Origin of the sequence: Chitinibacter sp. S2-10 (genome assembly GCF_046530675.1) — a bacterium.
Lineage (GTDB): Bacteria > Pseudomonadota > Gammaproteobacteria > Burkholderiales > Chitinibacteraceae > Chitinibacter.
Genome location: NZ_CP172558.1, coordinates 2,609,849 through 2,622,105, shown reverse-complemented (window position 1 = coordinate 2,622,105; position 12,257 = coordinate 2,609,849). Strand labels below are relative to the sequence as shown.

14 protein-coding genes are annotated in these 12,257 nt (G+C 53.9%); all 14 read left to right on the top strand.

Going from position 1 to position 12,257, the window contains the following annotated elements; genetic code table 11:
• Positions 1 to 53 precede the first annotated feature (53 nt).
• The 14 genes from ACG2XO_RS12430 to ACG2XO_RS12365 all read left to right on the top strand — a co-directional run bounded on the left by ACG2XO_RS12430 (position 54) and on the right by ACG2XO_RS12365 (position 12,223).
• Positions 54 to 1,346: an NCS2 family permease gene (locus ACG2XO_RS12430; protein WP_410498307.1), complete on the top strand. Its 1,293-nt coding sequence runs from the start codon at positions 54 to 56 to the stop codon at positions 1,344 to 1,346.
• A gap of 18 nt (positions 1,347 to 1,364) precedes the next feature.
• The gene (locus tag ACG2XO_RS12425) at positions 1,365 to 1,922 is read left to right on the top strand and encodes an adenine phosphoribosyltransferase (protein ID WP_410498306.1); all 558 of its coding nucleotides are present in this window, start codon (positions 1,365 to 1,367) and stop codon (positions 1,920 to 1,922) included.
• Between the two features lie 22 nt (positions 1,923 to 1,944).
• Positions 1,945 to 2,499, top strand: a complete 555-nt coding sequence (locus tag ACG2XO_RS12420) for a hypoxanthine-guanine phosphoribosyltransferase (protein WP_410498305.1) — start codon at positions 1,945 to 1,947, stop codon at positions 2,497 to 2,499.
• A 210-nt stretch (positions 2,500 to 2,709) separates the two neighbouring features.
• The gene (glyA, locus tag ACG2XO_RS12415) at positions 2,710 to 3,957 is read left to right on the top strand and encodes a serine hydroxymethyltransferase (RefSeq protein ID WP_410498304.1); all 1,248 of its coding nucleotides are present in this window, start codon (positions 2,710 to 2,712) and stop codon (positions 3,955 to 3,957) included.
• Positions 3,958 to 4,152: 195 nt separating this feature from the next.
• A complete protein-coding gene (gene nrdR, locus ACG2XO_RS12410) occupies positions 4,153 to 4,605 on the top strand; it encodes a transcriptional regulator NrdR (protein WP_410498303.1) in 453 nt (150 codons plus the stop codon).
• Positions 4,606 to 4,610: 5 nt separating this feature from the next.
• Positions 4,611 to 5,768, top strand: a complete 1,158-nt coding sequence (gene ribD / locus ACG2XO_RS12405) for a bifunctional diaminohydroxyphosphoribosylaminopyrimidine deaminase/5-amino-6-(5-phosphoribosylamino)uracil reductase RibD (protein WP_410498302.1) — start codon at positions 4,611 to 4,613, stop codon at positions 5,766 to 5,768.
• Positions 5,769 to 5,787: 19 nt separating this feature from the next.
• The gene (locus tag ACG2XO_RS12400) at positions 5,788 to 5,961 is read left to right on the top strand and encodes a zinc ribbon domain-containing protein (protein ID WP_410498301.1); all 174 of its coding nucleotides are present in this window, start codon (positions 5,788 to 5,790) and stop codon (positions 5,959 to 5,961) included.
• 2 nt (positions 5,962 to 5,963) lie between these two features.
• On the top strand, positions 5,964 to 6,596 hold the full coding sequence (locus ACG2XO_RS12395) for a riboflavin synthase (RefSeq protein WP_410498300.1): 633 nt from the start codon (positions 5,964 to 5,966) through the stop codon (positions 6,594 to 6,596).
• Positions 6,593 to 7,687 (top strand): bifunctional 3,4-dihydroxy-2-butanone-4-phosphate synthase/GTP cyclohydrolase II, encoded by a 1,095-nt coding sequence (gene ribBA / locus ACG2XO_RS12390; protein ID WP_410498299.1) that lies wholly within the window; start codon positions 6,593 to 6,595, stop codon positions 7,685 to 7,687. Before ACG2XO_RS12395 ends, ribBA begins: the two co-directional genes overlap by 4 nt.
• Positions 7,688 to 7,713: 26 nt before the next feature.
• Positions 7,714 to 8,184 (top strand): 6,7-dimethyl-8-ribityllumazine synthase, encoded by a 471-nt coding sequence (gene ribH, locus ACG2XO_RS12385; RefSeq protein ID WP_410498298.1) that lies wholly within the window; start codon positions 7,714 to 7,716, stop codon positions 8,182 to 8,184.
• A 38-nt stretch (positions 8,185 to 8,222) separates the two neighbouring features.
• On the top strand, positions 8,223 to 8,669 hold the full coding sequence (gene nusB, locus ACG2XO_RS12380; protein ID WP_410500259.1) for a transcription antitermination factor NusB: 447 nt from the start codon (positions 8,223 to 8,225) through the stop codon (positions 8,667 to 8,669).
• A gap of 9 nt (positions 8,670 to 8,678) precedes the next feature.
• Positions 8,679 to 9,638, top strand: a complete 960-nt coding sequence (thiL, locus tag ACG2XO_RS12375; RefSeq protein WP_410498297.1) for a thiamine-phosphate kinase — start codon at positions 8,679 to 8,681, stop codon at positions 9,636 to 9,638.
• Between the two features lie 37 nt (positions 9,639 to 9,675).
• Complete coding sequence (locus ACG2XO_RS12370; protein WP_410498296.1) at positions 9,676 to 10,188, top strand: phosphatidylglycerophosphatase A; 513 nt, start codon at positions 9,676 to 9,678, stop codon at positions 10,186 to 10,188.
• A 136-nt stretch (positions 10,189 to 10,324) separates the two neighbouring features.
• The gene (locus tag ACG2XO_RS12365; RefSeq protein ID WP_410498295.1) at positions 10,325 to 12,223 is read left to right on the top strand and encodes an ATP-binding cassette domain-containing protein; all 1,899 of its coding nucleotides are present in this window, start codon (positions 10,325 to 10,327) and stop codon (positions 12,221 to 12,223) included.
• The last annotated feature ends 34 nt before the right edge of the window (positions 12,224 to 12,257 follow it).

Genomic DNA, 12,257 nt, shown 5'->3' with positions numbered 1-12,257 from the left:
ACAAAGCCTCGCTTTTGTATATTCAGGCATTTTTAATTTTCTAAGGAAAAATCATGCTGGACGCGTTTTTCAAGCTCAAAGAGCATGGCACAGACGTTAAAACCGAGGTCATTGCCGGCGTCACGACCTTTCTGACGATGGCCTATATCGTTTTTGTCAATCCGTCGATTCTGGCGTTAACCGGAATGGACTTTAATGCCGTCTTTGTCGCCACCTGTCTGGCCGCAGCTTTGGGTACCGGTATTATGGCGCTGGTCGCCAACTACCCGATTGCACTGGCGCCAGGTATGGGCTTGAACGCGTACTTCACTTTTACTGTCGTCAAGGGAATGGGCGTTTCGTGGCAAATCGCGCTCGGTGCGGTTTTTATTTCCGGGATCGTTTTTCTGATTGTTTCGCTGTTTAAAGTACGGGAAGCAATCGTCAATGCGATTCCGCATTCGCTAAAACTGGCAATCTCGGCGGGTGTTGGCATGTTTCTGGCGATTATTGCACTGAAAAATGCTGGCGTTGTTGTCGCCTCGCCTGCGACGCTGGTCACTTTGGGCGATATCCATTCACCGACCACCTTGCTCGCGATTTTTGGCTTTTTCCTGATCATTGCCCTCGAATACCGCAAAATTCATGGCTCAATCATTATCTCGATTTTAGCGGTAACCGCAGCGTCAATTGCAATGGGCTTGTCCGAGTTCAAGGGCGTATTCGCAATGCCGCCATCAATGGCACCAACGCTGATGCAAATGGACCTCGCCGGCGCACTCAATGTTGGCTTGCTTGGCGTGGTTTTCGTGTTTTTCTTCGTTGACTTGTTCGATACGACAGGCACTTTGATCGGTGTATCGCACCGCGCCGGTTTACTTGATAAAGATGGCAAGCTGCCACGACTGAAAAAAGCCTTGCTGGCCGATTCGGTTGCGATTACTGCGGGTGCTGCAATGGGCACTTCATCAACAACGGCGTATATCGAGTCCGCAGCAGGTACTGCTGTCGGCGGTCGCACCGGTCTGACTTCGCTAGTTGTTGCTGTGCTGTTTTTGCTGGCTTTGTGGTTCTCGCCGCTGGCAGCGACGGTTCCGGCTTATGCCACTGCGCCGGCCTTATGCTATGTCGCCGTATTAATGACGCGCGGTCTGGCTGAAATCGAATGGAATGACCTGACCGAATCTGCGCCTGCCGTCATGACCGCATTGGCAATGCCTTTTACTTTCTCGATTGCCGACGGTATTGCGTTCGGTTTTATCAGCTATGCTGTGATCAAACTGCTGGCCGGGCGCTTTAAAGATCTGAGCCCGGCAGTACTGGTCATTGCAAGTTTGTGGATTGTTAAATTTGCCTTTTTCCACTGATTCTAGGCGAGAACACTCATGAGCCACTTGGCCGACCCTCCTTACGCCGAATACATCCGCTCGCGGATTCGTACCGTACCCGACTGGCCGCAGCAGGGCGTGATGTTTCGTGATATCACGCCGCTCTTGCAGGATCCAAAAACCTTCCGCGTACTGGTCGATATTTTCGTTCACCGCTATATGGACCAGAAACTGGATGTAATCGCTGGCGTTGACGCACGAGGTTTTATTCTGGGAGCCGTGGTCGCTTACGAGCTGAATCTGGGTTTTGTTCCGGTGCGTAAAAAAGGCAAGCTGCCTTTTGATACGATTGCCGAAGAGTACGAGCTTGAATATGGCTCGGCGACGGTCGAGCTGCACGCCGATGCCTGCAAGGCGGGTGATCGGGTCTTGCTGATCGACGATCTGGTCGCCACTGGCGGCACGATGATTGCCGCAGCCAATTTGCTCAAACGGATTGGTGCCAATGTGGTCGAGGCGGCCGCAATTGTCGATCTGCCAGAGCTGGGCGGCTCAAATCTGGTTCGCCAGCAAGGCATCGAATTATTTACTGTTTGTGATTTTACCGGCCATTAAGCCGAGTCCGAGGATGTCTCATATGACCATGCAACTGCCTGAAGCACGCACGATTTTGGATAACGCCGATTGCCTGCACCCCGAATCCGACGTGTTAGCAGCACTCGATCAAATGGGCGAAGCAATGTGTAAGGCTTTAGCACACACCAATCCGGTCGTGTATACCGTGCTCAATGGTGGTCTGATTGTGGCCGGGCACCTGCTACCGCGATTGAAGTTTCCGCTCGAGATGGCTTATCTTCATGCTACGCGCTACCGTCATGAAACTTCGGGGGGCGAGTTGGACTGGAAGGTCAAACCGCGTGAAGATTTGCGCGGGCGCACCGTGGTGATTGTCGACGACATTCTGGACGAAGGCCATACCCTTGCTGCAATCGTTGATTACTGCAAACAGCAGGGCGCCAGCGCTGTGCATGTCGCTGTGCTGATCGACAAAAAACACGACCGCAAAGCAGCCGGAATCAAAGCTGATTTTGTCGGTATGGAAGTTGAAGACCGCTTCCTGTTCGGTTGCGGCATGGATTACCAAGGCTACTGGCGCAATACGCTGGCGGTGTACGCCGTAAAAGGTTTGTAATTCTGCTGGTGTACTGGGGCAAGCCGCAAATACTTGCCCCGATGCAGCAGTCAGAAATTTGGCTCGCTGCAGCTTTTTACCCTTACATCCCGTTTTTGCAACACCCCTCATGAAAGCCTTGCATGATGAAGTGATTGTCATGCATCCCGATTTACGCCAAAGTCGTGTTAGAATCTCGCATCTTTCAATGGCTACGGATGCATCACGCTCATGTTCTCGAAGTCCCAAACTATCGCCTCATACGATCCAGATCTCGCCGCAGCAATCGCTGCTGAAGTTGTTCGTCAACACGAACACATCGAATTGATCGCGTCTGAAAACTACACCAGCCCAGCCGTGATGGAAGCCCAAGGCTCTCAACTCACGAACAAATACGCTGAAGGCTACCCTGGCAAACGTTTTTACGGCGGTTGCGAGCACGTTGATGTGATCGAACAACTGGCGATTGATCGCGTAAAGGCGTTGTTTGGCGCTGAATATGCCAACGTACAGCCGCATTCTGGCTCGCAAGCCAATCAGGCTGTTTACTTCTCGATCCTGAAGCCGGGCGATACCGTGATGGGCATGAACTTGGGTCACGGCGGTCACCTGACTCACGGCTCACCAGCTAACCTGTCGGGCAAATTGTTCAACATCGTTGCTTACGGTCTGAACGAAAACGAAGAAATCGATTACGACGATATGGAACGCGTCGCAATGGAAACCAAGCCAAAACTGCTGATCGGCGGCGCTTCGGCCTACGCCCTGCGTTTTGACTGGGCCCGCATGCGTGAAATCGCCGACAAAGTCGGTGCTTACTTTATGGTCGACATGGCGCACTACGCCGGTCTGATCGCTGCTGGCGTTTATCCAAATCCAGTGCCGCACGCGCATTTCGTGACTTCAACGACGCACAAAACATTGCGTGGCCCACGCGGCGGTATCATCTTGGCTAAAGCCGAATTTGAAAAATCACTGAATTCAAACGTATTCCCGACGCTGCAAGGCGGTCCGCTGATGCACGTGATCGCCGGTAAAGCAGTAGCGTTCAAGGAAGCGGCAACTGAAGAATTCAAGGCTTACCAGAAACAGGTACTGCTGAACGCGCAAGCAATGGCTTCTGCCTTGGCAGCTCGCGGTCTGCGCATTATTTCGGGTCGCACCGAGTCGCACGTTTTCTTGGTTGACCTGCGTCCTAAAGGTCTGACTGGTAAGGCGGCGGATGCATTCCTTGGTAAAGCACACATCACTGTGAACAAAAACGCGATCCCGAACGATCCGGAAAGCCCGTTTGTAACTTCGGGCATTCGTATCGGCGCACCAGCGATCACGACACGCGGCTTTAAAGAAGCTGAAGCGATTCAAGTGGCGAACCTGATTGCTGATGTACTGGACAATCCAGAAGACGAAGCGAATATCGCAGCAGTTGCAGCCAAAGTAAAAGCTTTGACTGCACAATTCCCAGTTTACGGCGCTTAAGTCGCGTAATCAGGTCAAAAGGGTGGGGCATCTTGCTCCACCCTTGTATTTTTTCAAGATGTATATCTCTGGAGTTGATGTGCAGCAAGTTCTGCAGATCAATACCTGGCTAGAGTATTAAAAATTCGCTTGTGCATGCGCAAAAGCGCCTCTATTTAATACCGATCGATCTTTTGTTCTTTGCGGGGTTCGTTAATGAAGTGCCCATTTTGTGGTTCTCCCGATACGCAAGTCGTTGACTCGCGCGTATCTGATGAAGGTGATGTTGTCCGTCGCCGTCGCCGCTGCACGATTTGCGACAAACGCTTTACGACTTTTGAAACCGCTGAGGTTCGCATGCCTCAGGTGGTCAAACAAAATGGCCAGCGCGCCGAGTTTGACCGGGAAAAAGTCCGCACTAGCTTTTTACGTGCCCTGCATAAACGTCCCGTCCCGACACCGCTGGTCGACGAAGCCATTTCCCGCATTATTCAGAAAGTCCTCACCGTGGGTGAACGCGAAATCATGTCGCGCCAGATTGGCGAGATGGTGATTGCCGAACTCGCCAAGCTTGATAAGGTGGCCTATATCCGTTTTGCTTCGGTTTATCGCTCATTTCAGGACGTTGAAGATTTCCGCGACGTGATTCGTGAAGTGAGCAAGGAGTAAATCGCATGACGTTTACTGCCTTTGATCACAGCATGATGGCCAAAGCGCTGCAACAAGCAGCGCAAGGCGCGGCGATCACCACGCCCAACCCCAGCGTGGGTTGCGTACTGGTACGCGACGGGCAGATTATCGGCATCGGCCATAGTCAGGCTGCCGGTGGTGCGCATGCCGAAATCATGGCGCTGAAAATGGCCAAAGCCCATTCTAGCCGCGCCGCACGTGGCGAATCGGATCATGTCGCACGTGGCGCGACGGCCTATGTCACGCTGGAACCATGCAGTCATTTTGGCCGTACGCCGCCTTGTGCCAATACATTGATCGGCGCCGGTATCAGCCGCGTCATCGCCGCCTTGCGCGACCCCAATCCGCTGGTGGCGGGGCAGGGTCTGGCACGACTGGCCGCGCATGGCGTCGAAGTGTCCCACGGGCTGCTCGCCGCGCAGGCGCGCGAACATCATAAAGGTTTTCTAAGCCGGATGATCCGCCAGCGTCCATGGTTACGCGTCAAGCTGGCCGCCAGTCTGGACGGTCGTATCGCGCTTGAGAATGGTCAATCGCAATGGATTACCGGTGCGGCAGCGCGTGCCGACGTGCAAAAGTTGCGAGCCAGATCGTGTGCGATGCTGACCGGCATCGGCACCATACTGGTCGACGATCCCCAACTGAATGTGCGTGATTTCCCAGTCACTCGCCAGCCGCAACGCGTTGTGCTCGACAGCCGGGGAAGAACGCCGCTAAACGCCAAAATTCTGGCGCCTTCGGGCGGCAAAACGCACTTGCTCAGTCTGGCCGACGCAGCCTCATTGCAGCCACAGCAGTTTTCAGCAGAACACGTTACCAGCAGACAACTGGCGGCCAGCAATGGCCAGCTCGACCTGCATGCTGTCGTCGCCTATCTGGCTGAGCAGGGCTTTAATGAAGTCACAATCGAAGCAGGTGGCAAGCTGGTCGGTGCATTTTTGCAGGCCGGATTAATCGATGAAATCGTTTTGTATCAGTCAATGAGCCTGATTGGTCGCGGTCAGGCGTTGGCCGATTTTACGATTGCCGATTTGAACGCTCAGCTACGCCCAACTTTGTTTGATCGCCGGATGATCGGCAATGACCAACGGATTACCTTGCGATTGACCGATCCGAATCTGGCCTTTGCCGAAGCGGTTTAAGCTCGTTCAGGAGAAACAAATGACAACGGAAATAAACGAAAACAAACCGCTTTGCCCCGATTGCGGCAAAGAGATTGAGGTATTGAAAGCCTGCGGTGCGATCAGTTATTTTTGCAATCATTGCAATGAGCTGAAATCGTCCGCACGAGTAAAAGCAGCAAATCCGAAATTGTTTGACGGAAAAAAAGGCTAAATATGTTTACAGGCATTATTCAGGCCGTGGGTCAGATTGAAGACGTCAAAGCATTCGACGGTGGCGTTCAGCTGACCGTGAACGCGACGGATCTTGATCTGTTCAATGTGGTACTGGGGGATAGTATTGCCCACAATGGTGCATGCATGACGGTGATCGAGCTTATACCCCCTTGCCACTACAAGATTGATGTCTCCGACGAATCTCTGCGCTGCACCGTGGGTTTGAGCGAGGCGGGTAGCAAGGTTAATCTGGAAAAAGCCCTGCGTCTGGGCGATATGCTCGGTGGCCATATGGTGTCCGGTCATGTTGACGGCGTGGGTAAAGTGATCAGTTTCGAGCCGGTTGGCGAAAACCGTGAGCTGGTCATTTGCGCGCCCAAAAACCTAGCCAAATACCTGGCCGCCAAAGGCTCGGTGGTCGTGAATGGTGTTTCGCTGACGACCAATACCGTGCGCGACACGGCGGAGGGTTGTGTGTTTTCAATCAATCTGATTCCGCACACACTGACGGTGACCACACTGGGCCAATTGGCCGCCGGCGCAAGCGTCAATCTGGAGATAGACCTGATTGCGCGCTACGTTGAGCGCATGGTTTCATCGGGCAACGTCCAAACAGGAGTGACCCCATCATGAGCCAGATTTCCCCCGTACATGAAATCGTTGCCGAACTCAAAGCAGGCCGTATGGTCGTGCTAGTTGACGAGGAAGACCGCGAAAACGAAGGCGATCTGGTTCTGGCTGCCGATTTTGTGACGCCTGAAGCGATCAACTTTATGGCCAAATTTGGCCGAGGGCTGATTTGTCTGACACTGACACCAGAGCGCTGCAAAACACTGAATCTGTCGACGATGGTCTCGAGCAATGGCTCGTCATTTGGCACCAATTTCACCGCGTCAATCGAAGCGGCCGAAGGCGTCAGCACCGGCATTTCGGCGCACGACCGCGCGCTCACCATCCGCAAAGCAGTCGCTTTTGACGCCAAAGCCAGCGATATTGTGTCGCCAGGGCATATTTTCCCGGTCATGGCGCAGCCCGGCGGCGTACTGGTGCGCGCAGGTCACACCGAAGCCGGTTGTGATCTGGCGATGATGGCAGGCTTAACGCCGGCATCGGTCATTTGCGAAATCATGAACGACGACGGCACAATGGCGCGCCTGCCAGAGCTGTTAGTTTTTGCCGAAGAACACCAACTGAAAATCGGCACGATTGCCGATTTGATCAATTATCGCAGCCGCACCGAAACGCTGATCGAATGCGTCGGCCGCCGCCCGGTACGCACTTTTGCTGGCCAGTTCGAGCTGGCGGTTTATCGCGACAAACTGACCTCGGCAACGCATCTGGCCTTGATCAAGGGCGAAATCAACCCCGACGACGACACGCTGGTGAGGGTTCATGAGCCGGCCTCCATCATGGACTGGCTCGATCTGGATGCGCGACGGCACTCGTGGAGTATCGAATCGGCGCTGACTGCGATAGAAACCAGCGGCAAAGGTGTCGTGATTCTGCTGCATCGTACCGAAGATGGTAGCGACCTGCTGTCGCGCGCACTGCCCGAATTGAAACTGGATAAGCCAGCAAAGTGGGATATGCGAACCTATGGTATCGGCGCACAAATGCTGAAAGATCTGGGCGTAGGGCGGATGCGACTGATGTCACCCGAAAGAAAAATTCCAAGCATGATGGGTTTTGGGCTGGAAATCACCGGCTTTGTGCAACCCGAATAATCGAATCAATATAAGGATAAAAACCCATGAGTATCGAAGGCATCGCGCAGATTAAACCCAATCTGGCAGGTCAGGGCTTGCGGATCGGCGTCGTCATGAGCCGTTTTAACACGCCGGTTTGCGAAGGCTTACGTGATAACTGCCTAGATGAGCTAATCAAGTTAGGCGTAGCACCACAAGACATTTTGCTCAGCAGCGTTGCTGGCGCACTCGAAATTCCAGTGGTGTTGCAAACGATGGCAGTCAGCGAGCGCTTTGATGCGCTGATTGCACTGGGTGCGATTATCCGTGGCGAAACTTACCATTTTGAATTGGTTGCCAATGAATCAGGCGCTGGCGTCACACGCGTGACACTCGATTCGGGTTTGCCGATTGCCAATTGCATTTTGACCACTGAAAACGATGAACAGGCCGAAGTACGGGTCGTCGAAAAAGCGCGCGAAGCCGCGCGTGTTGCGGTAGAAACCGCCAATTTAGTAAAGGCATTACAAGCATGACCGAAGAACAAAAACCTCCAGCAGCTAAAAAACCACCGATGAAATCCGCTCGCCGTCGTGCGCGCGAATTTGCCGTGCAGGGCGTTTATCAATATCTGATGAGTCAAGATACCGTTCATAACATCGACCAGTATTTACGCGGCAGCAGCACGTATTTCACCAAAGCTGATGCCAACCTGTACCGCGCGATTCTGTTTGGCGTGATCAAGGATGCTGCCAGCTTGACCAAAGCGCTTGAGCCGCACGTTGACCGTCCGCTGGAAGAAGTCAGCACCGTAGAGCTGGCAGTGCTGTATACCGGCGCTTTTGAAATCATCTCAATGCCGGAAACACCGTATCCGGTGATTATCAACGAAGCGATCGAGCTGACCAAAACCTACGGCGGCTCGGACGGTCATCGCTTTGTCAATGGCGTGCTCGACAAGTTAGCCGAGCTGGTGCGTGGCGAAGAATTTGCCGCGATTCGTGCCAAACGCCAAGGCTGATTGCCACGAATGAACGAGTTTGACCTGATCAGGCAGTATTTCACTCGTCCGACCCCCAGAGCTGATTTGGGTATCGGCGACGATGCCGCTTTGCTGAGCATCAGTGCTGGGAATCAGTTGGCGGTATCGACCGATATGCTCGTCGCCGGGCGGCATTTTTTTCCAGACGCGGATCCGGAACGACTGGGACATAAATGTCTGGCGGTCAATCTGTCCGATCTGGCGGCGATGGGTGCCAAACCAAGCTGGTTTACACTGTCGATTGCATTACCCGAAGTCAATGAAGAATGGCTCGCGGCATTTAGCCGCGGGATATTCGCCTTGGCCAATGAACATCAGGTCGAACTTGTTGGTGGCGACACCACGCGCGGCCCCTTGACGATTGCAATCCAGATCGCCGGTGAAGTGCCACGTGGTCAGGCCATGCTGCGCAGCGGTGCAAAAACGGATGACGATATCTGGGTGTCCGGCCCATTGGGTGGCGCTGCAGCAGCGGTCATGCATCGCAGCGGGCGAGTCACATTGCCGCAAGATGTGTTTAAACAATGCGATTTGCGACTCGATCTGCCCCAGCCCCGCGTGGCTTTTGGTCAGGCGATTGCGCATCTGGCTCATGCTGCGCTCGATATTTCCGATGGTCTGGCCGGTGATTTGCGGCATATTTGCAATCGATCCCACTGCGGTGCAGTGGTTTTTGTCGATCAGGTGCCGCCAGCCGAGCAACTGATTCATTTACCTGCAGAGCTCGCCTTAGAGGCCAAATTGGCTGGCGGCGACGATTACGAGCTGTGTTTTACCGCACCCGTATCGGCGCGCAATAAGTTGCAAAAAATTGCAGCAGAGCAGGGGATGGCCATCAGCCGCATCGGGCAGATTGTTGCCACGACCCAGCCCTCAATCCAGTTTCTCGATACCCAAAATCAGGCACTGGCATTAACCTTGGGCGGTTTTGATCATTTCAGAACATAAATCCCTTCAACCCCAAAACCTTGGTCAAAAAGTGTCCATGTCAGCAGCCACGAAACAATCCACTTCGCTCAAAATCGCCCCCGACTGGGCTTTTCTGCGCCAAAATCCGGCTCATATGCTGGCTTTTGGCTTTGGCGCCGGACTGGCCAAAAAAGCGCCAGGCACCTGGGGAACGCTGGTTGCGCTGCCGATTTTTGCGCTGCTGCAAATCATGCTGCCCAACCCGGTCATTTTTTCCTTCTGCATTCCGCTGTTTGCGCTGGGAATCTGGGTCTGCGAAGTCACTGGGCGCACACTGGGCGTCAGCGATTATGGCGGGATCGTTTTTGACGAAATCGTTGCAATGCTGATGGTGCTGTGTTTTGCGCCAGCCACACCGCTAGGCTGGCTGCTGGCTTTTGTGCTGTTTCGTTTCTTCGATATCGTGAAACCCTGGCCAATCCGCTGGTTTGACCAGCAGGTCAAAGGCGGGCTGGGCGTCATGCTTGACGATCTGATCGCTGCAGTCTTTGCCATCGTGCCATTACTGCTATTCTCGGCTTTTCTTTGATCAATACCCTGCATGGTATTTACTTGAAAGCCATACTGAATAAGTTTCGTATGGCAATACCCATAGCTTCATATTACTTGCCGCTTTATTCCGCCATCAAAACGGCTGCATCGCCAGCTTCTGTTAAAATCGCCCAATGATCAGACTAAAATCCCTCACGCTGCGACGCGGCGTCAAAGTGTTGCTCGACCGTGTCGAGCTGACGCTCAATCCCGGTTCAAAAACGGGTGTTGTTGGCGCCAATGGCGCTGGCAAATCGAGCTTTTTTGCGCTGTTGCGCGATGAAATCCACGCCGACGAAGGCGCGCTGGAAATGCCGCCGCGTGCGGCCATTGCGCATGTGGCACAGGAAACACCGGCACTACCATGCTCCGCGCTTGATTATGTGCTCGACGGCGACGCCGAATTGCTTCGCATCGAGGCCGAGCTGGCCGCTGTCGCCGGAGATGGTCTGCAGCACGCTGAATTGCTCGCCCAGCTTGAAGCGATTGATGGTTATTCGGCGCCATCGCGCGCCGGCAAATTGCTCGCCGGGCTCGGGTTCAGCATCGAGGAAATTTCGCGACCGGTTGCCAGCTTTTCCGGCGGCTGGCGGATGCGGCTCAATCTCGCGCAAGCGCTGATGTGCCGCTCCGACCTCTTGCTGCTCGACGAGCCGACCAATCACTTGGATCTGGAAACTGTTGTCTGGCTGGAAAACTGGCTTAAATCGTATCGCGGCATGCTGCTGATCATTTCGCATGACCGCGATTTTCTTGATTCGACCGTCGGGCAGATTCTACATATCGACAACGCCGGATTGGCACTGTACACCGGCAATTACGCCGATTTTGAAAACCAGCGCGCCGAAAAACTGTCGCTGCAATCGCAAGCGTTTGACAAGCAGCAACGCCAGATCGCGCATCTGGAAAGCTTTATCACGCGTTTCAAGGCCAAGGCGAGCAAGGCCAAGCAGGCGCAGAGCCGGGTCAAAGCGCTGGAGAAAATGGAGCGCATCGCCGCCGCGCACGTCGATTCGCCGTTCAGCTTTGCTTTCCGCGAACCCGATTCCAGCCCAAGCCCGCTGGTAAGGCTGGAGCACGCCGAAGCGGGATATTCGGCTGACAAACCCATCCTGCGCAACCTGGAATTAAGTCTGGAAAACAAGGCGCGGCTCGGCCTACTCGGCGTCAATGGCGCGGGTAAATCGACTTTTATCCGCTCGCTCGCTGGCGAGCAGCCTTTGTTGCAGGGCGTTCGTACCGAAGGGAAGGGCTTGAAAGTAGGGTACTTTGCCCAGCATCAGCTCGAATACCTGCGACTTGAAGAATCCGCACTGTGGCATATGCAAAAGCTCGATCCGCAAACACGCGAGCAGGAACACCGCAACTTCCTCGGTGGCTTCAATTTTCACGGCGATATGGCGACTTGCCCGGTTGCGCCTTTTTCCGGTGGTGAAAAAGCGCGGTTGGCGCTGGCTCTGCTGATCTGGCAAAAACCGAATTTGCTGCTGCTCGACGAGCCGACCAATCACCTGGATATCGAAATGCGCGAAGCGCTGACGATGGCTTTGCAGGATTTTGAAGGCGCGCTGATTGTTGTTTCGCACGATAGGCACTTGCTGCGTGCGACGGTTGATGATTTCTGGCTGATCGAAAATGGCACGGTGCGGCCGTTTGACGGTGATCTGGATGATTACACGCGTTACAGTCAGGAACAACGCAACAATACTCAAACCACGACGACACTCAATGCCTCGGGCGATGCAATCAATCGCAAGGAGCAAAAGCGCCAGGAAGCGCAGGAACGGCAAAAGCTCGCCGAGCAGCGTAAACCTTTAAGCAAAAAACTCGAAAAAATCGAAAAAGACATGGCCAAATTGCACGAGCAACACGCAGTCTTGGCCGAAAAACTGGCCGATGAAACGCTGTATACCAACGAGCGCAAAGATGAATTGCAGCTGGCACTCAAGCAGGACAGCGACATCAAAACCCAGCTTGAAACGCTGGAAATGGACTGGCTGGAGATCACCGAGCAGCTAGAATCAATCTCATAGGTATTGCCACAAAACCCAAGTAATACATTATTTT